Raw genomic sequence first — 25,977 nt, 5'->3', positions numbered from 1 at the left:
CGGCTCAGCCCGCCTCCACGACGGACTCAGCAAGCGCCACTTCATAGGCAGTGTACTTACGGATGTTAATCACTCCGCAGTCAAAAATCAGGTATTGCCCCTTGATGCCCTCCAGGCGACCCTCCAGTACCGGATTTTTATCGAGATTGTGTGAGCTGACTTTCTCCGGCCAGCGCTCGACCGGATAAGACCAGGAAGCCGGCGCGTCATCCAGGTCAACAATTGCGTCGTGCCCGTGCTCCTGAGTGAGGGCGGTAATATCGCTGTTCAGCAGCTCCCGCACGCGTTCCCGCTCCCGCTCCAGCTCTACCGGGTCAGGCGAGCCCTTGAGCATCGCGCGCCAGTTGGTCCGGTCGGCCACATGGGCCTTTGCCGCAACTTCCACCAGCCCGGCGAGATAGCGGGTACGCGTGCGGTAAAGCGGCAGCGCTGACTCCGCACCCTGGTCGAGCCAGCGTGTCGGCGCCTGGGTCTGGCGGGTGATGCCCACCTTCAGGCCCGAGCTGTTTGATAGATAGACCAGGTGCGGTTGCATGCAGAAGCTCTCGCCCCAGGCCGGCTCACGGCAACTGCCGAGGTGATGGTGGCACTTCTCTGGGCTGACGATGCAATTATCGCAGCTCGCCAGTTTGCGAAAGCAGGGGAAACAGTGCCCCTGATTAAAGCTCTTGCGGGTAACGCGGCCACAGTTGCGGCAGAGTATCCGCCCCAGGAATTCCAGCCGAAGCTGACGATCCAGAAGCGCATTGCCGTCGATCCTCTGCTGCCCGACCTTGAGCACATATCCGACCGGACCGTCACCGCCAGGAGCGCAGCCCATTTTTTCAAGCGGGCCTTCGGCCAGAATTCTGTAGCTCACAGATCAGCCTTATTCGCACCATTGACGAACCTCAACGGGGACGATTCATTACCGGCGGTGACACTCTTGCACTGACTCTCCAGATACCCCACCCGCTCGTTTTCGGGAATATCGTTGCTCTGCTCGTAGTGGAGCACCGCCTCCATCGTGATCATCTTCTGCTGTTCACTCAGAACCCGGCCATCAGGCCACTTACCCAGCTCCAGAGCGTGGCGAAGTCGCCGGTAAATTTCCGGGTCGAGTTGTCTTGCAGCGTCGGCAAATTGCATGATGCAACCTCCAGATAAAACCAATGCGTTAAAAAACCGAGAAGAAGCAGCAAAAGCGGTTGACGCCGTTAATGATAATAATTATCATTCAAATACCAGGTGGGACGTCAGTCGCTCCATTTGGTCTCTCTCATCAGGAGCTGTACTTCGCCCCACTTTTTCAGTGGGGCTTTTTTTTGTCTGTCACACGAGTGCCGGTCCGGGCTGCGACCAGCATGACCACAGGTCCTCACTCTTCGCCAGCGCCCCGTGCAACTAGCGGCTGGCGCCACCGGGCGCTGGCACCGATGCCAATGCAGCCAGCGCAAGCCCGCCAAGCAAGCCGCCAAGGTGGGCACCGTTGGCCATGCTGCCGATGCCCAACTGCTGCGGAAAGGGTGTCAGGCCGAAGAGTAGCCAGATAACCGAAAACAGCATAAGCGCGGGCGGAAAAATAAAGCGTGGGTTATCCCGCTGACTGAGCCAGGTGTAGGCAATAACGCCGTATACAACGCCCGATAGCCCGCCGAATAGTGGCCCCGAGAGCATGTACTGGGTCAGGTTCGCCGAAAGCGAGCTCACCACGGCCAGCAGAATCAAGCGCGACCGCCCATCCCGGATCTCGACCTGGCTGCCCAGGAACCAGAGCATCACGGCGTTGAATATCAGATGGGAAATCGAAAAATGCAGGAAGTCAGGCGTAAAAAGCCGCCAGAACTGCCCTTCACCCAACGTCCCCAGCAGACTGTTCCAGCGCTGCCCCCAGGTTTCGACCGGCCACTCGTTCGGATTGACGATGACCAGCTCGGTGAGCGGCCCTGTCGAGCCAAAACCGGTAAACCACGCCAGCAACGCCGCGACAACGATAAGTCCCAATGCCAGGGGCGCCTGCCCGGGGCTGGGCTGCCAGTGTGCCCTTACAGTCGGCTGCGGTGGTGGCTCGTCTCTGAGCCGGGCGCGCAGTTGGGGATCTTCCATGTACTGTTCCAGCGCCCGCAGCACGTCCGCTTCAATTCGCTCGTCGGTCAGCCACACCACCTGTGAATCACCTTCGATGCTGATCCGGTGGTCGACGTGCTGGGCTCGCAACCAGAGGCTGAAAGGCTGGAGGTCCAGACTCGCCGGTACTTCTTTTAGTCGTTTCAAGCAGCTCTCCCTTGTCCGCTTTCTGAATGATCCGCTTATTTCATGGTCCGGTACGGCCTAGCGGTAATCGCTTGGGCTTTCGTATTCCACATAATCGTCGTCGTAATCATCCGGTTCCGGCAGTTCCGGTGGCGGTACGTCAACCCAGACAAACTTCCTGGCGTCGAGTTTGGTTTCGCCGTCCATGCGGTACGCTACCAGTTTGCCGTATTTGACGGCGCTGTAATCCAGACAGGCCAGGTTGGGCTTGATCGGCTTCGGCGTACCTTGCATCCAGTAATGGCCAAAAAATACCGGCGGCTCAGAAACTGGATAGCGCAACAGCCGCGCCTGCTCGGCGTCCGTGAACGGCCGGCTGGCAATATCATCCGGTAGCGGGTCGGGCTGGAAAACGATGTCCCCATAGGTCCGCGGCTGGTCGGCCCAGAACAAAGTGCGAAAAAAATGTCGCGTAAGGCCGTCCCGGCCGACCATGTGGCGATTGTCGGGCAGGCGCATGTCAGTACCACGCAGCAGCCGGTCCATGACCTTGAAAGCAAAGCTGCCGCTGGCGACGGACGCGTGCAGGAAATCTTCGTCGATCAGGTTGCTCTGGTACTGGGTTTTGAACTGCTCAATAAGCTGATCATCCCAGCAGGCATGGACCGCCCGAAAGCCGTCGAGTTCCAGAAAGATTGGAAGTGTATAGAACCACTCGAGGAACTCATTCCATTCGTGACCGTAGTTGGCGAACTGTTCAAGGGTATCGGCTATCAGACGGTTATGGCGCGGGCTGTGCTCCCGCAGATACTCATGCTGGCTGCCGGGGCGACTGCGGGTGCAGTAACAGAGCGCATTGTATTCATGATTGCCCATGACAATCCGGGCAGAACCGCGGTCAACCATGTCCCTCACCAGGTGCAGCGCCTCCCGTACACGCGGCCCGCGGTCGACAATATCACCTATGAAAATAGCCTGCCGCTGCCGGTGCTGGTAGATCCCGTTGACCTGACGGTAGCCGAGCACCTCGAGCAACTTGCTCAATGTGTTGGCGCAGCCATGGACGTCGCCGATCAGGTCATAGCCCCGAAAAGACGCTGCACTGCCCACGGCCGAACCCGGCTGCGATTGCAAATGGCCCATGGCTAGCTCGCTGCTATTTCGCTGGCCCATCCGAGTTTTTCCCGGCATGCGGCGTAGAAGTTATGGCTCGTCGGGTGAATCAGACGCACTTTGAATGGACGACGGGTGATGTAAATGGTGTCTCCAGGGGCACAGCTGATATCAGTCTGGCCATCGCACCCCACATGGGGAAAGTTACTGCCTACCGCGCCAACGACGATTTTTATCTCACTGCTGCCGTCGACGACAATTGGCCGGCTGCTCAGGGTATGGGGATACATGGGCACGAGGACGATGGCGTCCAGCTTGGGGTGCATGATGGGTCCGCCAGCGGAGAGTGCGTAGGCAGTGGAGCCGGTCGGCGTAGAGACAATCAGCCCATCGGAGCGCTGGCTGTAGACGAACTCACCTTCGATATACAGATCAAAGCCTATCATGCGGGTCGACCGGCCCGGATGGAGCACAACGTCATTCAGGGCGGTGCCGAAGCCCAGGGATTGGCCGTTGCGGCGGACATTGGCATCCAGCAGAAAGCGACTTTCCTCGATATACTTGCCGTTCAGCACTTCGGTCAGGCGGTCTTCCAGCTCATCCGGACGGATATCGGTGAGAAAGCCCAACCGCCCCCGGTTGACGCCGAGGATCGGCACCTTGGACTTGGCCAGATTACGCGCCGCGCCCAACATGCTGCCGTCGCCGCCGACCACGATCACGAGGTCGCAGATCTCACCCAGCAGTTTGCTGCTGGCCACCTGCAGCCCGTGGCCGGGTAACATGGTGGAAGTATTCTCCTCCAGAATGACCTGGTAGTTGCGGTCGATCAGGTAGGCATGAAGCTTGCGCAGGGTCTCGACGACAGTCACGCTGTCCAGACGGCCAATGATGCCGATGTTTCTGAATTGTTCCATGTGCGGTCTTCATGTTGATGAGCGGTAGCTTTCCCGGACCCGCCGTGGCACTGCAGCAGCGCCAGACAGCCTGAATCGGTACAGGATACCAAATAGCGGGTTACTCATGTGCACATACGGCTATTCCCCTGATTCCCTTTTTGTCCGCCACCGTTTCAGGACCCCGGCCGTGCGGCATCTGGCCTGGCTGGTGCGCAGCGAGCCGTTACTGACCCACTACCAGGGCAAGGACAATGTCAGCGGCGCCACAGCATGGCCCGGCTCGGTCGACGAAACATTGCTGGAGCTGGACCGCAATCCCGAAGCGCTGCTCGCTCATCTGCAAAGCCGTCCCAGCCGCCGGCTGGGTCTGTATTTCGAACAACTTTACGGCTTCGCCCTTACCGCACTGCTGGGCCAGCGCATACTTGCGCAAAACCTGCCGATCCGCGTAGGCGGGCGCACACTGGGCGAACTGGACTTTCTGGTAGCCGACCCTGCCACCGGCCGCATTGTTCACCATGAGATAGCGGTCAAGTACTACATGGGCTGGCCCGACCTGAACGCCGATGTAAATTCCGTCAATCGAGACCGAGCTGAGGAACCACGCGTCGACGGCAAGCCGCTGGGCTGGTACGGGCCCGACACCCGGGATCAGCTGAGTGCAAAGCTCCGGCGTCTGCGAGAGCATCAACTCCCCTTATGGCGCAGCGAAGCCGGCAGGGCCTGCCTGCGCAGCGAAGGTCTTCCGGAAATTGAGACGAGCCACCTCGGGCTCTATGGCTACCTGTTCAGGCACTATCAGGCCACCACCCCTCCCCTGCCCGATGAAATCACGATACCGGCACCCGAACATACCTGGCGCAAGGCTGACGAGTTTCAGTGCTCAGCTGCAGACACTCCCCGAATACGCATCCGCAAGCCGGACTGGCTCGGGCCGTTACAGCTTGCCGACGATTTCCGTCCCGACCCGTCAGAGCCTGGCGCTATCGCCGAGGAGAGCCAGCAGCGGCCAGTGCTCGTCGCGACCATGGACCGCACTGAGCAGGGCTTCTGGCTGGAGCGAGCACGCGAGTTCGTGGTGCCGAACAGCTGGTGCCGGACTATCAGGACGCCTGAGCCGGACGGTGCCGCTCGCACCTATCATCAATCCCGGCCCTGAAGTCCTGGGGATCACTGATCCGCAGAATAGGCTCGTTGCAAGGCTCGCCGCCTTCCGAAGCCTGACACTCCGGTTTCTCGTAATGGGCCAGCCAGCGCTCATACGCGGGCTGGTTCAGGGAACACCGGGCTGCAGCGTAGGCCAGCGGGTTATCAAAATAGGTTCCGATTTCTTCGTACGGCAGGGTGATATGACCGACCCCGGCGTGGTACGCCACCAGCATCACGGTCTGCTCCTGCAACCGTTCAAGTAACGTGTCTTCATCCGGCACACGACTCTGCAACTGCTCGATCTGCGCTTCCAGTTGCTCGAGCTGCTCGCGGCGTTTGTCAGCTTCCCGTTCTTTGCGCTGCAATTGCTCGCGTAACAGGACCAGTTCCATCTGGCTCTGCTGGTCAGTAGGCGCCGCACGGGTGTCTGCTATTTGACCCTGGAGGCTTAGGTACTGCTCATTGCGCTCGCTAAGCCTCGCCTTCAGCTGTGTATTGACCAGTTTAAGCCGCTCCAGCTGCTGCTCAACCAGCAGGTTCTGGCGGTTCAGGGCTTTGAGTTCCAGCCGGTGTTCACGCTGAATTTCGCGCGTGGCGTCCCGATGCGCGCTGCGCAGCGTACGGATGTGGAGGCGCTGCTGCCGCAGCATGCGTGCGAGGCGAACGCGTTGCTCGCGCGTGTCCTGTTCGGGCTCACGCTGGGTCAGCACGGGAATTTCCGCAGGCTCGGCGGGCTTTCGCACCGCAAGCTTCATCCGGTTCTGCTCAACGGCCTTGCGGATGATATGAAAGTCATTGTGCTCTGGCGCCATATCCGGGTCCCACAAGGCGTCCCGGTACTGCGGTTCGGGACAGCGGCTGCGGCAGACCAGGCGGATAGGCCCCTCGCCGAGATCCGGTCCCGAACTGCCCTGGGCCAGCAAATCGGCCAGGGGCAGGTTCCAGCTGCTGTCAGCCCGCCCCTCATCGTCGAAATAAATACGGAAAAAAACCAGCCCGGCGACGCCGAGTGAGCCGGAGACCTGAGCATAGATTGCTTTTACTTCGGTATCTGCAAGGTCGGACAGCCCGGCGTAGCCGTCCAGAAAAGCTTCGAACTCGCTCATGCGCATCGCCCGTTGCGCACGGCCCTCTTCCATGAAAAAAATAACCTGATAGACATCATCAGCACGTGAAGACGGCATAAAGCACCAGCATGGCTAAAGAAATAGGGGTACGCCTTTACCGGCATCTGCCGAAAAAGACGGGTGCTGCAGAGCTGCGGTGCCGAGCAGACCCACGGCAGCAAAGCTACCGGGCCAGCGACTGCTTGCAGCGTTTTGCGACACCCCTGAAGTGTAGGTCACCCTGCCAGATTTGCCGCATCAGAGCGTGGCTGCGAGACGGGCTCCCTGGTCAATGGCGCGCTTGGCATCCAGCTCGGCGGCTACATCAGCCCCACCGATCAGGTGGACACTCTGGCCCGCGCTTCTCAATGCATCTTCAAGTTCCCGCAAAGGCTCCTGCCCGGCACAGAGGATAACCGTATCAACCTGTAGCGTCTGGGCCTCGCCGTTAACCAGCACGTGCAACCCCTCATCATCGATTGCCTCATAGGTCACACCGGGGATCATCTTCACCTTACGATGTTTCAGGGATTCCCTGTGGATCCAGCCGGTGGTCTTGCCCAGGTTCTTGCCTACCTTCGAAGCCTTGCGTTGCAGCAGGAAGACTTCCCGCGGCGCCTCCGGCCGTGTCGGCTCAACACCTTCCACTCCGCCGCGGTGTTCGCCGCCGAGATCGACCCCCCACTCCGCCATGAAGTGATCAATATTGAGGCTGGGGGATGGACCCTCATGGGTGATGAATTCCGACACGTCGAAGCCTATGCCGCCGGCACCAATCACAGCCACCCGTCGCCCGACCGGCTTGCGGCCCAGCAGCGCGTCGAGGTAGCCGATCACTGAGCGGTGCTCAACGCCGGGAATCGGCGGCACTCGCGGCTTGACCCCTGTCGCGAGCACCACCTCGTCAAAATGGCCCGCCAGTTGGTCCGCCTCGACACGCGCGCCCAGCTCCAGCTGGACGCCGTGCTTTCGGATCATTTCGCCGTAGTAGCGTAGCGTCTCGTAGAATTCCTCCTTGCCGGGTATCAGCTTGGCGACATTGAACTGCCCGCCAATTTCATTCTGCTGGTCAAACAGGGTCACCCGGTGACCTCGCTCGGCCGCAATCGTGGCGCAGGCCAGCCCGGCAGGCCCCGCGCCTACTACGGCAATCCGGCGCGGCTTTTCGGCGGGCAGGTAGTTGAGCTCGGTCTCGTGACACGCCCGGGGATTAACCAGGCACGAAGTCAGTTTGCCGCTGAATATGTGGTCCAGACAGGCCTGATTGCAGCCGATGCAGGTATTGATCTCATTGGCTCGGCCTTCGGCGGCCTTACGCACCAGCTCTGCATCGGCCAGGAAAGGCCGGGCCATCGACACCATATCCGCATTGCCGGCGGCAAGAATGTCCTCGGCGACTGCGGGCATGTTGATGCGGTTGGTGGTAATGAGCGGAATGCTCAGGGCCTGCTTCATCTTGGCCGTGACCTGGACAAAAGCGCCGCGGGGCACCGATGTGGCGATGGTCGGCACCCGTGACTCATGCCAGCCGATACCGGTGTTGATCAGCGTGGCGCCAGCTTTTTCTATAGCTTTGCCCAACTGGACCACCTCCTGCCAGCTGCTACCTTCGTCAACCAAATCGAGCATCGACAGGCGGTAAATAATGATGAACTCCGGCCCGACACGCTCGCGGATGCGGCTGACAATCTCAACCGGCAGCCGCATCCGCTTCTCATAGTTGCCGCCCCAGTAGTCGTCGCGCTTGTTGGTGCGCTCAACAATAAACTGGTTAATGAAATAGCCTTCCGAGCCCATGACTTCGACACCGTCGTAGCCGGCCTCCTGTGCCAACGCTGCGCAACGGACAAAGTCGTCAACCTGCTGCCAGACTTCATCTTCTGACAGCTCGCGCGGAACAAAGGGATTGATGGGCGCCTGCACGGCCGAGGCGCTGATCAGCGTGGGCTGGAAGGAATACCGCCCGGTGTGGAGAATCTGCATGCAAATGCGGCCACCGGCTTCATGGACGGCCTGGGTCACTATCCGGTGCTCGCCTGCTTCTTCCGAGGTTGTCAGTTTGGCGCCGCCCTGGCGTGTTGCACCTTCCGGGTTCGGCGCGATGCCGCCCGTGACGATCAGACCGACCCCGCCCAATGCGCGTTCTGCGTAGAACGCAGCCATTCGTTCAAAGCCCCGCTCTCCCTCTTCCAGGCCGGTGTGCATGGAGCCCATCAGCACCCGGTTGGGTAAGGTGACAAACCCGAGATCCAGCGGGCTCAACATGTGCGGGTAGCCTGAGGCGTCAGAACGGGGGTGCTGCTGGGGGGTAGGCATAGTTAAAAGCTCCGGAAACATCGGGTTTCGCCTGTAGCGATCAATATGAGCTGGGCGAAGAGTCGGGTAGAGATTAGACCCCGAACCCCAACGGAACAATGACTTGATACAACACACTGATGATCTAAAATAACATTTTTCAAAGACTCGCTGAATTGCCCATGACACCTCCTTACCGCCACCCCAGGACCAACCCGCTGGGCGATATCGACGTGACCTACGCGGCCGTGATGCGCCGTGTGCTGGAACAGCGCGGGCTTCCCGCCGGACCCTTGTTTGATCGGTTCGATCTTAACTCCGGCCAGCTGGCCATCCCCCAGGCACGTATCAGCATCCCGCGCTTCATGCGCCTGGGGCATGCAGCCTGCGAGCTGGCAGATGATTCGACGCTGGGCCTGGCCATGGGCCAGGCGACGCGACTCACAGACGTCGGCATGGCCGGCCTTGCGGGTCTGGCAGCGCCGACATTAGGCAGTGCACTGGCAACGCTGATCCACTTCGAGCGGTTGACCAGCTACAACAGCCGCGGTAAGTCCAGAATGGACACGGGCCCGACCTCTGCAGCGGCCGTGTTTTATTCCATCAGTCCCTATAACGCTTATAACTACTTCGTGGTAGATGCCGTGCTGGCGCGCTGGCTTACGTTCATCAGAATGCTTGAGCCATCGGCAGCACCAGTGCGCGAGGTGCACATAGAGTATCGGGATCGTGGCGTCTGCGAGGTATTCGAGAGGTTCTTCGGCTGCCCGGTACTTTTCGGCAGCGCTAGCAATGCACTCATACTGGACCCCGCCGCCATGTCAGCGCCGAATCCCCTAGGGCAACCGGCCCTGTTCAAGACGCTGCACGACAGCTGCGCCAGAGAGCTGGAAAAGCTGAAAAGCGGGTGGACGCTAGTGGACCGGGTAAAGGAAGAGCTGGCACCGCGCTTACGCGGCGGCTCACCCGGTATAGATGCCATTGCCGCCGCCATCGGAACGACGCCCTGGACGTTACGGCGCGCACTGGCCGAACAGGGCAAGACCTTCAGGCAGTTACTGGGTGAGACCCGACAGGCTTTGGCTCTGGAATACATCGGCGCGACGAGGCTCAGCTTTGCGGAGATCGCCTATCTGCTCGGCTTCGCTTCACCGGCCCCGTTCCACCGTGCAGTCCGGCGATGGACTGGCTTGAGTGCGGGACAGTACCGGCGCGATGTTCAAAGTTCTTCGGCGTCGTCACACTCGTCGTCATCAGCATCGTCGCACTGACGCGAAAGCAGCGCATCTTCATACTCGTCCATTGGTTCCACTCCCGTTTTTCTTCAACGCCAAGCGTGCAGACAAGCTCGCCCATTCGCCATAGCGCTGGAATTTACGGCTGTTTCATGACAACAGAATGACGGCAGGACAGGAGGCAAAACGGGACGCAACAAGCCGTCATTCGCCATAAGCCTGTGAATAACATGAGCCTGTGAATAAACAGTGTAGACAGATAATTACTAGCAGAGCAGGAGGAGCAAAAAGCAGAAAGGACAGGAAAAGAAAAAATGGCGGAGCGGACGGGACTCGAACCCGCGACCCCCGGCGTGACAGGCCGGTATTCTAACCAGCTGAACTACCGCTCCGCGCTAGCTATCACCCAACTATTCCCGGGTGACAACGAGGGCGAATTATATAGACCCTGTTTCTTATGTCAAACGGTTTTCAAAGCGAAAGCGGAATCTCCGCGTATACCGTGCAGGGGGTAGCGTCAACGCCCGGAAAGTTGGTAAAAAGAGACCCGGCAGGCAGCCGGACGGTAGCCGATCTCACAGACCTCCGGGGACTCTGCATGGTTTCTATGGTTTCTATGATTTCTATGGTTTCTATGGTTTCTATAGAAAGTCCCCGGCATTACCGCATCAGTTCCTACAGGGAGACATATACTCATGGCGAGCAGCCTGGAATTTCATCACGTCGCAGACCCGATGTGGAAGCTATACAGCCGCGCGGCGCGCAAGAAACGGTCTACACCCAAACCGGTCAACCCGTCGGCCATACCGGCGCTTGAAGCTCGGCTCTACGGCGCGTCAAGCGACCCGGCGCGGGTCAAGGAGTACGCTGAGCTCTGCGGTTTCGAGAAGCCGCTGGCCTACCCGCTCACCTGGCCCCACATCCTTGCGTTTCCGCTGCACATGAGGCTGCTTACAGATCCGGCGTTTCCGCTGCCGCTGCTGGGACTTGTCCATTTACGCAACAGTATTACCCAGCATCGCCAGGTTCATCATGGCGAAAACCTTGACGTCCACTGCAAGTTGGCCGACCCCGTCCTCACCAGCCGTGGGCTGGAGTTCGATATCCGTACTGAAGTCTTCAGCAGTGGACGGCTGGTATGGTCAGAGATAAGCACCAACCTCTTTCGGCAGAAGAGTACTACGGTCCATTCCGACCGCAAACAGGCAGGCGCGACCAAAGAACTGCCCACGTACAGCATGAGCAGCTCCCTGTCAGCGCCCGAGTCTATCGGCCGGCGCTACGGCCGGGTCTCAGGCGATATCAACCCTATCCACATGCATGCACTGACCGCCCGGGCCTTTGGCTTTCCGCGAGCTATTGCCCACGGCATGTGGACCAAAGCGCGTTCAATTGCCCTACTGCAGCACCAGCAGGACTGGCAGCAGGGCCCGGTTGAGATTGAAACCGCTTTCAAGAAGCCGCTGTTTCTCCCCGGCAGAGCAACATTGAACTGGGAATCGACCAAGTCCCGGACAAACTTCCAATTGCTCAACGCCAAAGGTGATGCACCGCACATCGTCGGATCTATCCGCTGGCTCTGAGACTGGGGCAGCAGATTGGCCTGAAACTGAGACGGACGAGACACTAGGACCCGGGGCGCGGTTGACGTTAAAATGCGCCCCTCTCCGATGACGAACGAGTACGCGCAATGGGCAGAGCCTACCAGAATCGCAAAGAATCCATGGCCAAGACCGCCGACGCCAAAACCAAGGTCTACAGCAAATACGCACGTGAACTGTATGTCTGTGCAAAATCAGGTGGAGCAGACCCAGACGCCAACCTGGCCCTGCGCGGCCTCATCGATCGTGCAAAAAAGGACCAGGTCCCGTCCCACGTTATAGAAAAGGCGCTCGACAAAGCCAAGGGCGGCGGCGGCGAGGATTTCTCCCCGGCGAGGTATGAAGGCTTTGGTCCCGGCAATTGCATGGTCATCGTCGATTGCCTGACCGATAACCCCAACCGCACCTTCGGTGATGTTCGCCTCTGTTTTACCAAGACCAAGTGCAAGATCGGCACACCCGGTAGTGTCAGTCACATGTTTGACCATTGCGCGATCCTGGCTTTTCGCGGTGACGACGAAGAAGCAGCCCTTGAAGCGCTGATGGAAGCAGATGTTGACGTCACCGATATTGAAAAAGAGGACGGCAAGGTCACGGTATTCGCCCCCCATACTGACTACGCCAAGGCGAAGCAGGCATTAACAGAGGCGTTGGGTGGGAGCGAGGGGACGCTCGATTTCGAGGTGGATGAGATCCAGTTTCTGCCCCAGACGACAACCGCCGTCAGTGGTGATGACGTCGCCTTGTTCGAGAAGTTCATGGACATGTTGAACGATCTGGACGACGTCCAGAATGTCTATCACAACGCGGAAATAGAGGAAACCTGAGCGGGGTTTTAAAGCACGCGTTTCTGCCTGTCGGCGACCTTGGGTAGCGCACAGTGATGAAACAGGCACAATTGATAGGCAGCGGCTAGCGCGCGCTTGGCCAGGTTCCTGGCCAGACTCTATTGATCAGCCCCCTGCCCGGACTCTTGAGATCCCGGGGCCTGCCCCGGCATAGCGCCAGCACAGGCCCCGGTCCAGCAACGCCTTACTCGAAAACGAAGTGCTCCTGATCCATCTGCATCACGCTGCTGGTCGGCGCGAGCATGGTAGTCGCATGGGCCTGGGCCCGGGGCAGAATTTTCTCGAAGTAAAACTCTGCCGTTGCGAGCTTGGCACGGTAGAAGTCTGGTGATTCTGCACCGCCATTTTCGAGCTTTTCCTGTGCTACCACGGCCATGCGCATCCACATGAAGGCCATGAAGCAATAGCCGCTGTACATCAGGAAGTCAAAGCTGGCTGTAGCGACCATATCCCGGTCCTTGCGGGCCACCATGCCGATGCGAATAGTGAGCCAGTTCCACTGTCCGGCCAGCTTCAGCATGCGCATGGCGTAGGGGCGCATCTCCTTGTTTCTCAGATATTTGCGGGCGTAGTTCGCAATAGTGCCGGTAAATTCGCGCACCGCCTTGCCCTGGGTCAGCAGCAAAACCTTGCGGCCCAGCAGGTCGAGTGCCTGGATGCCGGTAGTCCCTTCGTACAGGGTCGCGATCCTGGCGTCACGGGCGATCTGCTCCATCCCGTGTTCACGAATATAGCCGTGGCCACCAAACACCTGCATACCATGGTAGGCCGCCTCACAGCCCAGCTCCGTCAGGAAGCCCTTGAGGATCGGCGTCAGGAAACCCAGCTTGTCATCGGCGCGCTCGGCCTTTTTCTCATCATTCTCAAGGTGACCGCAGACCATGTGGTCAGCCATCTTCACGGCATAGTAAAGCATCGCCCGACCGCCTTCGGCGATGGCCTTCTGGGTCAGCAGCATCCGACGCACATCACCATGATGGATGATCGCATCCGCTACCTGCTCAGGTTCTTTTTTGCCGGACAGCGCCCGCATGGAGCGACGGTCTTTCGCGTAGGCCAGCGATCCCTGGTAGGAACGTTCCGCTGACGCCACGCCCTGGATAGCAGTACCAATCCGGGCGGTGTTCATGAAAGTGAACATGCACTCCAGGCCCTGGTTCGGCGGGCCGATGAGAAAGCCCTTGGCCTCGTCAAAGTTGATGACGCAGGTGGCCGAGGCCTTGATGCCCATCTTGTATTCCAGCGAGCTGCAGCTGACGTTGTTGAACTCGCCAACGCCGCCATCGGCATTTGGCAGGTACTTGGGTACGATAAACAGGGAAATGCCCCGGGTGCCCTTGGGCGCATCCGGCAGACGGGCCAATACGATATGCACAATGTTCTCGGTCAGGTCATGGTCGCCTGAAGAGATAAACATCTTGGAGCCGGTCAGCTTGTAGCTGCCGTCCTCTCCGGCCTCGGCGCGGGTCTTGACCTGGCCGAGGTCGGTGCCGCACTGAGGCTCGGTCAGGCACATGGTGCCACCCCAGCGCCCTTCAGTGAGCGGAATCAGATAGGTCTGCCGGTGCTCTTCGGTACCGTGAAGCAGAATCGTATTCATGGCACCGGTAGACAGGCCCGGATACATACCGAAAGACCAGTCGGCGGTGCCCATCATTTCCTGCTTCAGGAGTGCAAGCGACACAGGCAGCCCCTGACCGCCGTACTCCACCGGGTGCGAGAGCCCCTGCCATCCACCCTGGCGATACTCTTCGTACGCCTCCTTGTAGCCTTTGGGGGTTTTTACCTGGCCGTTTTCCAGTGTACAGCCTTCCTCGTCGCCCGAACGGTACAGCGGGGCAATCACCTCTTCGGAGAGCCGCGCGCACTCGCTAAGGATGGCGTCGACCATGTCCGGGGTTGCTTCGCCGCCGTTGCTCAGGCTGGCGTAATGGGACTCGAAGTCCATCACTTCGTTGAGCAGGAATTTCATGTCGCGCAAAGGGGCCTTGTAGACCGGCATAACTCAACCTCTCAGTCGTCTGGTTAACGGGGTTTGTCTGCCTGGACCGCCACCGCAGTGTCGAATGTGCCTTGCGGGGGAATACGGCATAGACGGGAGAATGGCGACTACCCGAGCCAGGCAGTCAGCAACGGGCGAGAAAATACCATACCTCAACGCTTCACAATGCGAACGGATGCATATAACCGAGTCTGTGTCGCCAGCGGGGCGGCAAAAAGCCCCCAGCAGCGCTGGCCACGCGGTTATCCATCCGTCGGGCTGCTGATCTTGTCAAGGGTTACTCGGCCCTTTTGACAGAAGCGTGTTCGGGGCTTTGTTCGACGGCCTGTCCGCTCTAGCTTTTTACTGCATTCAGCGGCATCGGCGCCAGAATCACCTGATACAGAACCATGTGTTTGTACTTTCCAACCGGCGGTCTATTCCGAACGCACAACCCGGTTTTCTTGAGCAGTGTATGCCGCCTCTTGAGCAGATATTCACAACGTGAACTAAACTCATGTTTCAAAAAGGTTGAATAGCGGCTTTTTCCGTGTGATCTGAATGCGCCACGGATCTGCTGTCTCATTTCGTTGGTGTTTGTGGCCGGTCACGAGCTTGTCGTGGCCTCCGCTCTGTTGTCTGGCTGACCGGAGCCCGGTTTGAATGACAAGAAAACTTTTCCACTGGGTTGTGCTTATAGTCGCACTAGGCCAGGCGTCCACTCTATCTGCCGAGACCATCATGCTCGACGGGCGTGTTACGCAGTTTCCGCTAGGCGCCCACATTGAATACCTGGAGGATGTCGCTGGAATATTGAGCACGGACCAGGTCAGGCAGATGCGAACTGGCTGGGAACATTCCGAACGAGATGTACTCAGCTTTGGTTACAGCGCTTCGACCTACTGGATCCGTTTCGGGCTTACCCATAGCGGCACAGGCACGATGCCCTACCTTCTTGAGGTGGCTTACCCCGTGCTGGATCACGTCGATGTTCATATCTTCCAGGGCGACGAACAAATTGCTCACTACAGCATGGGAGATCGGGTACCTTATTCGCAACGCCCGGTTGACCATCCCAACTATATCGCACCGCTGCATGTCGAGCCTAACAGGACCACGGAGGTCTACCTCCGCATCCAGAGCAGCTCCTCCATACAGGTGCCGCTGGCGCTCTACCATGACCTCAGTCTGGTCGAGACCAATTTTGACCGGGGCGTGACGCAGGCCCTGTTCTACGGTGCCATGCTGGTGATGGTGCTATACAACCTGCTGATTTTCTTCACGACCCGAGACATCAGTTACCTGTATTACGTCATGTCCGTCGTGTCGATTTCCACCCTGCTGGCGGGTATCGAAGGACTTACGTTCAAGTACATCTGGCCGGACAGTACCTGGCTTAACGATTCATCACTGGTGGTGGCGTTAAGCGGTATGGTTTTTTTCTCGGCGCTCTTTTTCCGGAGCTTTCTGGCTATACCACGGACCCGCCCGTTCCTGGGCAATCTACTCCTGATGTTTGCCATGCTTTCCGCGGTCACAGCCGTCGGCGCTTTTGTTCTCCCCTACCGGCTGATGATGCTGGTGACAATTGTCCTGGCGATCTGTGCCATATTGACCGCGTTCTCGGCGGGTATTATTCGTTGGCGAGATGGCTTTCATGCCGCCCGCTACCTCAATGTCGCCTGGAGCTGCATGCTTGTGGCCGGGCTGCTGCTAGCGCTCAACAAGCTCGGATTCCTGCCGCGCAACAGCTTTACTGAAAACGTGGTTCAGATCGGCGCTGGCTTCCAGACACTCTTGCTGTCTTTCGCCCTGGCACACAGGATGACGTACGAACGCGATATGCGGGAGAAAGCTCAGCAGGAGTCTGCGGCAGCGCAGCAGAATCTCTTGCAGCAGCAAGTCCGTGCCAACGAAGACCTCGACCACATGGTGCGCAGGCGTACCGAGGAGCTTGAGCAAGCCAATATCAAGCTGAAGGAGATTGGCTCAACAGATGGGCTGACCAATTTGCTCAACCGGCGCGCGTTCGAGGAAATTTTTCTGGTCGAATACAAGCGGGCGTACCGTGGCAAGTCCCCGCTGGCAATCCTGATGATCGACCTGGACCACTTCAAGAAGATCAATGACACCTACGGTCACCCTTTCGGCGATCTTTGCCTGATCAAGGCTGCCAGTCTGATCCAGGGCAGCATCAGACGCCCGCCCGATGTTGCAGCCCGATACGGCGGCGAAGAGTTCATTGTGATGCTGCCTGACACAGATGTTAAAGGAGCAGTCTGTGTGGCGGGCAATATCCTCAAAGACCTGTCCGGGACGGAGATCCGGGATGGCGCACTGGTAACGGCCATTACGGCGAGTATCGGCGTGACCGCGGCCATTCCAGACAGTCAGTCCAACCGCGACAAGTTGCTGAAGGATGCGGATCAGAATCTCTACACTGCAAAGGAAAAGGGTCGCAACCGGGTCGAGTGGCAAGCCATTCAGCTTATTAACGAACACCAGCAGGATTAACGGGAAAGGCCTCAGTGACCGACTCAAATATATTACTGCCGCCATGCCGCTGCTTGGCGACCCCGTCGTCAGCCTGCAGCAGCCCAGGCGATAGCCTGGTATCGTTATCATTCTCCAACGGAACCTCGGGTTTTGCATTCCGCCGGGGCCAGGAGTTTGCAGCGTGACGACGAAAGCTCTCCATAAGTGGGTGCTTCTGGTGTTTGCCATGCTCGCGTCGTTTATCGCGCAGGGCGAAACCCAGGTGCTCAGCCCAGACCAGGACCAGCTTCAACTGGGCCCCTTAGTCGAATATCTCGAAGATCCGAAGGGCACGCTCAGTATCGACACAATCTCCAGCCAGGCATCCGGCTGGCAGCCGTCGGCCCAGGATGTGCTTAGCTTTGGCTATACCGCATCTGCCTACTGGGTGCGTTTCAGCCTCAAGCGGCAAAGTAACGACGATGCCCGCACCCGACCCTACGTACTCGAGATCGCGTATCCGGTGCTTGATGAAGTGGACGTCTATGTCTTTCAGGGCGAAGGGCCGGCTATTCACTACGCGATGGGCGATCAACTCCCCTATGCGCAACGCCCGATTGATCACCCCAACTTCGCGATCCCGCTGGAGGTTAGCCCGAGCGGTGTCACCAGAGTCTACCTGAGAGTACAAAGCAGCTCCTCCACACAGATCCCTCTCACGCTTTACCAGAATCAAAAGCTGGTGGAAAAAAGCTATGAGACCGCTGTCTCGCAGGCCCTGTTCTACGGCGCCATGCTGGTGATGGTCTTCTACAACCTTCTGATATTTATTTCCATCCGCGATGTCAGCTATCTTCACTACGTCATGATGGTGCTGTCCATGACCGCGTTGTTAGCTGGTATGGAAGGGCTCAGTTTCAAGTATCTATGGCCGGAGGTAACCTGGATCAACGACCCGCTTCTGGTCATTTCGCTTGCAGGGGTGGTTAGCTTCTCTGCGCTGTTCTTCCGCAGCTTCCTCACGCTTCCGCATGCTCGCCCCCGGCTGTCGCGTGTCGCTCTGTTCTTTGCCTTCGCCCCAGCTGTCACTGCTGTCGCGGCCCTCTTTCTCCCCTACCGGCCGATGATGCTGATCACCTTGCTGCTGGCTATGACAGGTATACTGGCCGGTGCCTGGATCGGCTTTCTGCGCTGGCGCGACGGCTTCCACGGAGCCAGGCTTTTCAACATCGCCTGGAGCTGCCTGCTTGTCGCGGGCTTCCTGCTGGCGGTCAACAAGCTGGGCCTTGTACCCCGCGATTGGTTTTCTGAACATATCGCGCAGCTCGGCGCGGGTGCGCAGGCGATTCTTCTGTCTTTTGCCATGGCGCACCGCATGACCTACGAGCGACGCATGCGGGAGCAGGCCCAAAAGGAATCTGTAGCGGCTCAACAGCAAATGCTGAACAACCAGATCCGGGCGAATGAGGACCTGGACCGTATCGTCCGTGAACGAACCGAAGAACTGGAGAAGACCAACGCAAAGCTCAAGGAAATCAGCGCAACCGATGGATTGACCAACCTCCTCAACCGCCGCGCATTCGAAGAGACCTTTCTCACGGAATACAAGCGGGCCTACCGCGACAAAAGTTCGTTAGCGGTACTCATGATCGACCTCGACCATTTCAAACTGATCAATGACCAGCATGGCCACCCCTTCGGCGACCTCTGTCTGATCAGGACCGCTGAGGTGATTCGTGACAACCTGCGGCGCCCTTCGGATATTGCAGCGCGCTACGGTGGTGAAGAGTTCATTCTTTTGCTTCCCAACACCGATACCCAAGGCGCAGTCTGCGTGGCGAAAAACATCCTGGAGAGTCTCTCACAAACACTGATGGATGACGGCGAACGACGCCTGACCATCACCGCCAGCATCGGCGTCGCGGCCCGCGTACCGCAGGACCAGGTCAGCCGGGAAACGCTGCTCAAAGGTGCAGACCAGAACCTCTACGCAGCCAAGGAGAGCGGTCGCAACCGCGTCGAATGGCAGGTCTCTTCTGCCGATGAACAGTAACTAAACTGGCGGAAAGCCGCTGTCCCGGTCAGCCCCGATAGTCCGCCAGTTCTACAAGCCCAACTTTGCTCGGGCTTGGCGCGCCTGCAACATCGTCCCTCAGGCCTTTTCCCGAGCTCGCCGATTACGGCCACCGGTTGCCCTGTCTAGCACTGCAACCTTTCTCCCGCGCTAAATTATGGTTAAGCCTCAGAAAAGTCTCTTGAAACTCGGTGTGACAAGGAGGATTCTCGGTATGAGTCTCCTGTCCCGTGTGAACACGGACCGTCCCATCTTAGGGCGAGGCGGGAGACCCGGACTTTAAGCCGACAGAGGAGTCAACCATGCAGGTACCCCTGGAGCTCAGCTATAAGGACGTCCCGAAGATAGGCTGGATCGACAGCTATGTAGCAGAAAGAGTGGAGCGGCTAGACCGTCTCTCGGACGACATTATCGCCTGCCGCGTCGCGATCGAACGGAAGCAGCACAATCACGTAAAGGGCAATCCCTACCGCGCCCGGGTTGAAGTGACTCTCCCCCAGAAAAAAGACCTCGTCGCCGACAAAACGGGAACGGTGGAGAGCCTGGACGTGCAGCTTCGGCCGATCATTCGCAAGGCCTTCGAGGCGGTGGAAAAGCAGATCCAGAAGGAAACTGCCCGGCGCCGTGGCGAGGTCAAGCACCACGATGAGCCGCAGGCCCTGGTGGTTCGCCTGTTTGAAAAAGAGGGCTATGGGTTTATCAAGTCGCCGCTGGACGGTGAAGAATACTACTTCCATCGAAATGCCGTCCTTCATGACGACTTCGAACGTCTGAGCCCCGGCACCCGGGTGCGTTTCGTTGCCGAGATGGGAGAAGACGGGCCCCAGGCCAGCACGGTACAGATAATCGACAAACCCGGAGTCAACACTGAAGAAGGCCAGGACGAGACGCTTGATCGTCCCGCTGGCTGGGAAAATCACTGACCGTAAACGGTCCCCGGCCAGACGTTGGTCCGTCTGGCCGCGCGTCAGGTGTCGGGCAGTACGACGCTTCTCCGTTCCTCCTCCTCTCCCGTCTCGCCCCATTGTCACCGATTCGGTCTCACCTATCGCCTGCCGGCTCAACCGATTTGCTTTTGCTTCGGTTTATCCGTTCCGGTTTAATGACCGTAACCAGCGCAGCTCGCCGTTTCTGGGCGTGCTTCAGCGGTATCCAGCCGCATGCAAAGGAGAAGCGTAGAAAAATGTTCTCAACAAGAAAAAATGCCAGCACCGCGGACCATTTCAGGAACACTGTCGCCTGGATAACCGGCGCATCCTCCGGTATCGGCGAGGCTCTGGCGGTAGGTCTCGCAGGCTCGGGAGCCCGGCTGGTTCTATCAGCCCGGCGGGAAAGTGAACTGGACCGAGTCGCCAGGCGCTGCCACCAGGCGGGAAGCGCTGAGACCGACGTGATGGTTCTGCCGCTCGATATTACCGACAGCGATTCGATGGCGGGGGCATCCGCCAAGGTACTTGAACGCTTCGGCCAGATCGATCTGCTGATCAACAACGCCGGTGTATCCCAGCGATCGCGCTGCGCCGAGACTGACCTCTCGGTTTACCGGAAGCTGATGGACGTGGACGTGATCGGCCAGATCGCGCTGACCCAGGCGGTGCTTCCGCATATGCTCGAACGCGGCGCCGGCCACATCGCTGCCACGGCCAGCGTTGCTGGCAAAGTCGGTGTGCCGCTACGTACGGGATACTGCGCTGCCAAGCACGCTGTAATGGGGTTTTTCGATGCGCTCCGCGCCGAAGTCGAGGACAGCGGCATCACGGTCTCGACCATCGTTCCCGGCTTCATCAGCACCCCTATCGCGCGTCATGCGCTTGCCGGTGATGGTCAGCCTTTCAACAAGAGTGATGAGGAAATCAGCGGCGGCATGAACGTTGATGAGTGCGCCAGGGTCGTTATCGCAGGGCTGGCCCGGGGACAACGGGAAATCCCGGTGGGCAAGGGCAAGGAGATGCATGCCCTTTGGTTGAAAAGGCTGTCACCTGAACTCATCTTCAATATCACCAGGCGCCGGAAATAGTCCCGCCCAGCCGAAAGCGCAACGGGGCGTCCCGGTCCTCCGGCACGGCGAAATCGATCCCGACTCGCGGACCGACGATGACACTTTCTTTCGGTACTGCTGACCCCGGCGTCAGCCATATCTCCCGCCCGAGGCAGAGGTCATGAGTGTTCAGGTTCCGGCGATTGATGCACATAGCCTGCGCTAACTTGCCGGGGCCATTGGCCAGCTGAAAATCGGGTTTACCCTTTCGCAGCGTTCGCATTCTGCCGATACCGGCAACGGGTTCGAGGGCGCGGATTAGCACCGCCCCCGCCTCGCCTTCCCTCTCGGTCACGATATTGAACATCTCGTGCAAACCGTAGATAAGATAGACGTAGGCATGACCGGGGGCACCGTACATGGGCGCGTTTCTCGTGGTCCGGCCGTGCGATGCATGACTGGCCGAATCCGTCTCGCCACCATAGGCTTCAGTTTCGCTGATGCGGCCGACCAGGAGCTCGCCGCCCAACTCTCCGCCCAACTCTCCGCCCAACTCTCCGCTCAACTCTCGAACCAGGTACTGGCCCAGCAATGCCCTGGCGACCTTCTCTGTGCGTTCCCCATAGAAAGCGCGGCCCAGTGCGTTTTCGGGGCCAAAGGTCTGGTATGAATCACTCGGCGGCAGCGGATCAGGCATCAGGCTCCCTGGGATGGTCGGCGCCGACACAACAGCTTTTCTGAAGCGTCGTCGCAGGGTATCGGATTCAGCTAGAGGAGAAAGGTAACGGTTGTCAGTATGCCAGCGATGGAGCCGGCTGTTGAGGTCCTGAGCCTCCCGCTAGCCAATTGACGCCATACGAGCGCAAGAGCCTCAGCCTGTAAACAAAAAAACCCCGGCAATTAGCCGGGGTTTTCCGGATCGCGAGCGCTTAGCCGTGCTTGCGACGACGTACCGCGCCCAGGCCAAGCATTGAAAGGCCTAGCAGTGCCAGCGTCGAAGGCTCAGGAACAGCAACCGGATCTCCGCCATTGCCGTTGTCATCGGTAATTTCGCCGAATGTCACGTTATCAAGGGCGAGCATCTCCGGGTACGCTTCAAAAGCGACTGACTGCCCAATGCCTTCAAACTCTATGCCGAGGTCAAAGAACGGGCTGAAAATGCCCGTGGGATCACCTTCGTCGGTCGTAGTGACCGGAATGTCCAGCGTCGCCAGGATATTGCCTGTGCCGCCCATTCCGTCGTAAATATTTACTACGGCTGGCGTATACACTGCGCTGTAAAAGAACGAGAAGCTGGTTCCAAACCCGTCCGCAACACTCAATACGAGGTCTTCGCCTTCAGCGAAATAAAGAACGGTATCAGGACTCGGTTCGCCGCCGAACTGGCCATCTCCGCCGGCATCGGCATCGACCAGTCCCAGAGCGTTATCGCTGAATGAAACACCATAATTGGCGCCGCTGTTGCCGTTTTCGCTAACGCCGCCGTTGTAAAAACCACCCACAGCTTCGTTGCTATCGAGCCCTTCGAAGTCGAGGACGATCGGCGCGGCAAAAGCGGGGCTGATTGCGAGGCATGGCACTACCAGAGCCAATGCTTTGAAATATCCAGTCATAACGATCCTTATTATGTGCTTGTGGTTAAATTACTGCGCTCAACCATAGGCAATATTCACACCAGCACCGGCTCAACGTAGCAATAGCACAAAACATCGTTTTATGACTTAGTGTATTTTCTATTTGTTGTAAGAATTATCGACACCTTAAATTAGAATTTATCCTTATAAAATATACACATAACTCACAAAATACGGACCAGCTCCTTGCGGCGACTGGCGCAGCCGGCGCTTAAAGTGCGGCGTCCTCTCCTGACACTACAGGCAGTGAAAACCAGAAACAGGTGCCTCCATTCTCTCGCCTCTTAAACCCGATTTCCCCGCCTTGCGCCTGGACAAGAGACCGGCAGAGCGCAAGCCCAATGCCCATGCCTTCCTGCTTGGTGGTAAAAAAGGGGTGAAACAGCCGCTGCTCTGCCTCAGGCGGCAACCCACAGCCACGGTCCCTCACCTCGATGACGACCATTTCGGCCCCTTCTCTGCGGGCCACGATCTCCACCGCGTCGTGGCTACCTTTGCTTCGGGTAGCTTCAAGGGCGTTGCGGATCAGGTTCAGCGCCACCTGGTGCACGTGTGCAGGGTCTGTATAGACCGGGGGCAAACCCGGTGGCACCTCCAGGCGAAGTTCAACCTCATTGGTTTCCGCGTCGACTTCGGCGAAACCGCACGTCTCCGCCAGCAGGTCGTACACGGAAACCGCCCGTGCGCCGCCCGACGGGGTGCGGACAAAGCCGCGAATGTGCCGGATGATCTCGCTGGCACGATGGGATTGCGCCTCGATCTTGCCCAGAACCTGGCGCAGCCCGTCGACATCAAGCCTATCCGCCCCGCTCAGACGGACCGCCAGTTGGGCATAATTGGCTATTGCGGTAAGCGGCTGATTCACTTCGTGGGCAAAGCCGGCAGTCATCTCACCAATCGTCGATAACCGGGCTGCGTGGTCCAGCTCACTACGCTGAAACTGGACGGTTTTGCGGGCTTCCTCCAGCTCCGCCTCGGCCTGCAGCTCAACCGTGATGTCGCGAAACACGATAACCGCGCCCCGGAGCTCGCCTTTTTCCAGTGCAGGCGTCGCCCACAGTTCCGCGGCGAAAAAGCTGCCGTCCGGCCGGGCCATGGCGACGTTGCGCCGATGTTCTTCCAAACCGAGTTTACAGGTGCTACGGCCGGGGGCTGACTCACCCATGGCGGCATCTTTCGCGAAATGCAGATCAAAAAAATCGCGGCCGATCAGTGTGTCCACGGTCGAGCGCAGCGTTGATGCCGCTGCCGGATTTGCGAATGCGATTCGCCCATCGGTGTCCAGCCCGTAAATGCCCTCGCTGATCGCATTGAGAATGCGTGCCTGATCAGCCTCAAGCTTTTCGTTGCGGGACTTGAGGGTGCGTTCAAGCTGGATCACCCTTACGTGTGTGTCCACCCGGGCGATGACTTCCTGAGCCTGGAAAGGCTTGGCAATGTAATCGACACCCCCCAGCGCAAAGCCTCTTACCTTGGCCTCAAGGTCATCCAGTGCAGAGAGAAAAACGACAGCAGAATGCTCGGTTGCCGGGCTGGCTTTCAGGTGCTCACAGACCGAGAAGCCGTCCATGCCCGGCATCATGATGTCCAGCAGGATCAGCTCGGGCTGATGGCGTGCCGCGAGGCTCAGCGCTTTTTCGCCATCGTTGGCTATCAGCAGGTGATAACCACGGTCATTGAGCGTTTCATAGAGGACTTTCAGGTTCTGCGGATTATCGTCGACCAACAGTATCGTGGCGCCCGAGGTCTCTCTGGCTGAAGTTCGATATGGCGCACTGCCCGCTTTTCCGGCCGCGTTTTCGCGGGCATAGGCGCCGTCTTCAGGAACATTTCCGGGACTGGTTTGCGGAGTGTCGTTCAAGCGATTTTATCCCTCACCGCCATCACCATGCGCACTAACTGGGCCAGTGAGTGAGTGCCCATTTTGTGCATGACCCTGGAGCGATGAATCTCGACGGTACGCTGGCTGATTTCGAGCTCGATAGCGATGACTTTATTGGCCTGCCCCTCGACCATGCGATCCATGATCTCCCGCTCGCGGGGCGTCATGCTGCGAATGCGCTCCAGAATAAGGTCCTGCTGACCCGACAGTGCGCGCTGCTCGGCATGCTCCGTCAGCGCCGCCCTGACTTTCTCCAGCAGCACACTGTCACGGTAGGGCTTCTCGATGAAGTCCACCGCGCCATGGCGCATGGCTTCCACCGCAAGCGGGACGTCGCCGTGGCCGGTTACGAAAATAACCGGCAACAGGGAGCCCCGCTCATTGAGCGCCTTTTGCACGGCCATGCCATCCATGCCTGGCATGCGAATATCAAGCACAATGCAGCCATTGAGCTCAGCCGACCAACGCTCCAGAAAATCCGCGCCAGAGTCGAACGTCTTTACCGGCAGACCTTCAGATTCAAGCAGGAGCGCGAGCGAATCCCGCACGGCTTCATCATCCTCGACGACAAAAACGGTTTGTTGGATCTGGGTCATGGGGTTCCTTATTCCTGCTCTGCGTTTGGGCCGGGCGCATGCCCATCTACGATTGGTGGGGCAACCGTTACCGGATCCAGCCTTTCACCGTACCAATTTATACGCCAATCCAGGTGCGGGCCGGTCGCCCGCCCGGTAGCGCCGACCCGTGCAACTTTCTCGCCCTGTCTGACCTCCTGGCCCTCTTCCACAAGGATCTCAGACAGGTGCAGAAAGGTTGAGGAAACACCAAAGCCGTGGTCAATCAGCAGCGTACCACCCGAATAGAACATGTCCGGATGAGCCAGGGTTACCACACCGCCCGCCGGCGCGACAACGGGCGTGCCTGCGGGCCGCGCGACGTCGATACCGTAGTGTGGGGTTCGTGGTTCACCGTTATAGAAACGCTGACTGCCATAGACGCCGCTGATACGCCCGCCCACGGGCCAGATGAAGTCACCCGTAAAGTCTGTGCGAGCGCTATCCGTGGCCCGGGCTTGCCGTACCTGGGCAGCTTCTTCGCGAATCCGGGCCAGCGAGCTCTCATCTGGTGTCACGGTACGCTGGGGCACGCCTTCGACCCGCTGAATTTCGTAATCGCGCGGGCTGAGCTTGAGCTTGCGCGTCAGCGGCTGTCCATCCTCCGGCACAATTTCGAGTTCATGCTCAAGCGCGGCATCGCGCCCGAAGCCAATGGCAAACATGCCCTGCTCAGTGACCTTGACAGGCTCACCATTAAGCAGGACCTGATTGCCGGGCGCCGTCTGGCCGCGAATGAGTGCGCCCTGGGTCAGTTGCCCGTCCAGTTCCAGCTCTACCGCAACCGCACCCGCTGCGACGCATGCGAGACATAACGTCGCTAAAATTTTCCGGAACATGCCGTTCCCCTCCCCTGTTGTT

At 58.8% G+C, this 25,977-nt stretch carries 21 protein-coding genes and 1 tRNA gene; 8 read left to right on the top strand and 14 right to left on the bottom strand.

All coding sequences use genetic code 11. The features are described 5' to 3' along the window. Positions 1 to 4: 4 nt before the first annotated feature. From soil367_RS05410 to soil367_RS05390, 5 genes are all read right to left on the bottom strand, one after another. Positions 5 to 820 (bottom strand): DUF2797 domain-containing protein, encoded by an 816-nt coding sequence (locus tag soil367_RS05410; RefSeq protein WP_136550528.1) that lies wholly within the window; start codon positions 818 to 820, stop codon positions 5 to 7. Positions 821 to 855: 35 nt separating this feature from the next. Next, positions 856 to 1,128 (bottom strand): DUF1315 family protein, encoded by a 273-nt coding sequence (locus soil367_RS05405; RefSeq protein ID WP_136547669.1) that lies wholly within the window; start codon positions 1,126 to 1,128, stop codon positions 856 to 858. A 255-nt stretch (positions 1,129 to 1,383) separates the two neighbouring features. Continuing rightward, on the bottom strand, positions 1,384 to 2,253 hold the full coding sequence (locus soil367_RS05400; RefSeq protein WP_136547667.1) for a rhomboid family intramembrane serine protease: 870 nt from the start codon (positions 2,251 to 2,253) through the stop codon (positions 1,384 to 1,386). A 57-nt stretch (positions 2,254 to 2,310) separates the two neighbouring features. After that, positions 2,311 to 3,405, bottom strand: coding sequence for a metallophosphoesterase (locus soil367_RS05395; RefSeq protein ID WP_246065540.1), 1,095 nt, complete (start codon positions 3,403 to 3,405; stop codon positions 2,311 to 2,313). Then, positions 3,378 to 4,262, bottom strand: a complete 885-nt coding sequence (locus tag soil367_RS05390; RefSeq protein ID WP_136547664.1) for an NAD(+) kinase — start codon at positions 4,260 to 4,262, stop codon at positions 3,378 to 3,380. The genes soil367_RS05395 and soil367_RS05390 overlap by 28 nt, the downstream gene beginning before the upstream one ends. 169 nt (positions 4,263 to 4,431) lie before the next feature. On the opposite strand from soil367_RS05390, the gene soil367_RS05385 reads away from it, so the two are divergent. Next, positions 4,432 to 5,403 (top strand): DUF1853 family protein, encoded by a 972-nt coding sequence (locus soil367_RS05385; protein ID WP_172962274.1) that lies wholly within the window; start codon positions 4,432 to 4,434, stop codon positions 5,401 to 5,403. On the opposite strand, the gene soil367_RS05380 is transcribed toward soil367_RS05385, so the two are convergent. Further along, complete coding sequence (locus soil367_RS05380; RefSeq protein WP_136547660.1) at positions 5,348 to 6,577, bottom strand: DNA repair protein; 1,230 nt, start codon at positions 6,575 to 6,577, stop codon at positions 5,348 to 5,350. The genes soil367_RS05385 and soil367_RS05380 overlap by 56 nt on opposite strands. 180 nt (positions 6,578 to 6,757) lie before the next feature. After that, positions 6,758 to 8,815, bottom strand: coding sequence for an NADPH-dependent 2,4-dienoyl-CoA reductase (locus soil367_RS05375; RefSeq protein WP_136547658.1), 2,058 nt, complete (start codon positions 8,813 to 8,815; stop codon positions 6,758 to 6,760). Between the two features lie 161 nt (positions 8,816 to 8,976). Between soil367_RS05375 and soil367_RS05370 the strand changes: the two genes are divergently transcribed. Beyond that, positions 8,977 to 10,065, top strand: coding sequence for an AraC family transcriptional regulator (locus soil367_RS05370; protein ID WP_136547656.1), 1,089 nt, complete (start codon positions 8,977 to 8,979; stop codon positions 10,063 to 10,065). A 279-nt stretch (positions 10,066 to 10,344) separates the two neighbouring features. On the opposite strand, the gene soil367_RS05365 is transcribed toward soil367_RS05370, so the two are convergent. After that, positions 10,345 to 10,421: transfer RNA gene (locus soil367_RS05365), tRNA-Asp, on the bottom strand. A 303-nt stretch (positions 10,422 to 10,724) separates the two neighbouring features. On the opposite strand from soil367_RS05365, the gene soil367_RS05360 reads away from it, so the two are divergent. Beyond that, the gene (locus tag soil367_RS05360; protein ID WP_136547654.1) at positions 10,725 to 11,612 is read left to right on the top strand and encodes a MaoC/PaaZ C-terminal domain-containing protein; all 888 of its coding nucleotides are present in this window, start codon (positions 10,725 to 10,727) and stop codon (positions 11,610 to 11,612) included. Between the two features lie 107 nt (positions 11,613 to 11,719). Beyond that, positions 11,720 to 12,457 (top strand): YebC/PmpR family DNA-binding transcriptional regulator, encoded by a 738-nt coding sequence (locus tag soil367_RS05355; RefSeq protein ID WP_136547652.1) that lies wholly within the window; start codon positions 11,720 to 11,722, stop codon positions 12,455 to 12,457. Positions 12,458 to 12,662: 205 nt separating this feature from the next. On the opposite strand, the gene soil367_RS05350 is transcribed toward soil367_RS05355, so the two are convergent. Then, positions 12,663 to 14,480: an acyl-CoA dehydrogenase C-terminal domain-containing protein gene (locus soil367_RS05350; RefSeq protein ID WP_136547650.1), complete on the bottom strand. Its 1,818-nt coding sequence runs from the start codon at positions 14,478 to 14,480 to the stop codon at positions 12,663 to 12,665. Positions 14,481 to 15,122: 642 nt separating this feature from the next. On the opposite strand from soil367_RS05350, the gene soil367_RS05345 reads away from it, so the two are divergent. The 4 genes from soil367_RS05345 (at position 15,123) to soil367_RS05330 (ending at position 21,025) form a co-directional block, all read left to right on the top strand. Then, positions 15,123 to 16,973 (top strand): diguanylate cyclase, encoded by a 1,851-nt coding sequence (locus soil367_RS05345; RefSeq protein WP_136547648.1) that lies wholly within the window; start codon positions 15,123 to 15,125, stop codon positions 16,971 to 16,973. 163 nt (positions 16,974 to 17,136) lie between these two features. Next, complete coding sequence (locus soil367_RS05340) at positions 17,137 to 18,987, top strand: sensor domain-containing diguanylate cyclase (protein ID WP_136547646.1); 1,851 nt, start codon at positions 17,137 to 17,139, stop codon at positions 18,985 to 18,987. A 323-nt stretch (positions 18,988 to 19,310) separates the two neighbouring features. Next, a complete protein-coding gene (locus soil367_RS05335; protein WP_136547644.1) occupies positions 19,311 to 19,931 on the top strand; it encodes an HPF/RaiA family ribosome-associated protein in 621 nt (206 codons plus the stop codon). Positions 19,932 to 20,191: 260 nt separating this feature from the next. Beyond that, entirely contained in the window at positions 20,192 to 21,025 is an 834-nt protein-coding gene (locus tag soil367_RS05330) for an SDR family oxidoreductase (protein WP_136547642.1), read from the top strand. Here the strand turns inward: soil367_RS05330 and soil367_RS05325 are convergent. The 5 genes from soil367_RS05325 to soil367_RS05305 form a co-directional block, all read right to left on the bottom strand. Continuing rightward, positions 21,006 to 21,683: a DNA-3-methyladenine glycosylase gene (locus soil367_RS05325; protein WP_136547639.1), complete on the bottom strand. Its 678-nt coding sequence runs from the start codon at positions 21,681 to 21,683 to the stop codon at positions 21,006 to 21,008. The two genes, soil367_RS05330 and soil367_RS05325, sit on opposite strands and share 20 nt — an antisense overlap. Before the next feature lie 232 nt (positions 21,684 to 21,915). Continuing rightward, the gene (locus soil367_RS05320; RefSeq protein WP_136547637.1) at positions 21,916 to 22,599 is read right to left on the bottom strand and encodes a PEP-CTERM sorting domain-containing protein; all 684 of its coding nucleotides are present in this window, start codon (positions 22,597 to 22,599) and stop codon (positions 21,916 to 21,918) included. A gap of 232 nt (positions 22,600 to 22,831) precedes the next feature. Next, the gene (locus tag soil367_RS05315) at positions 22,832 to 24,481 is read right to left on the bottom strand and encodes an ATP-binding response regulator (protein ID WP_136547635.1); all 1,650 of its coding nucleotides are present in this window, start codon (positions 24,479 to 24,481) and stop codon (positions 22,832 to 22,834) included. Beyond that, the gene (fixJ, locus tag soil367_RS05310; protein ID WP_136547633.1) at positions 24,478 to 25,098 is read right to left on the bottom strand and encodes a response regulator FixJ; all 621 of its coding nucleotides are present in this window, start codon (positions 25,096 to 25,098) and stop codon (positions 24,478 to 24,480) included. Before fixJ ends, soil367_RS05315 begins: the two co-directional genes overlap by 4 nt. Before the next feature lie 8 nt (positions 25,099 to 25,106). Then, the gene (locus soil367_RS05305; RefSeq protein WP_136547631.1) at positions 25,107 to 25,955 is read right to left on the bottom strand and encodes a M23 family metallopeptidase; all 849 of its coding nucleotides are present in this window, start codon (positions 25,953 to 25,955) and stop codon (positions 25,107 to 25,109) included. Between the last annotated feature and the right edge of the window lie 22 nt (positions 25,956 to 25,977).

The sequence above is a fragment of the Hydrocarboniclastica marina genome, assembly GCF_004851605.1.
Taxonomy (GTDB): Bacteria; Pseudomonadota; Gammaproteobacteria; order Pseudomonadales; family Oleiphilaceae; genus Hydrocarboniclastica; species Hydrocarboniclastica marina.
This window is presented reverse-complemented; position numbering and strand designations above follow the sequence as displayed.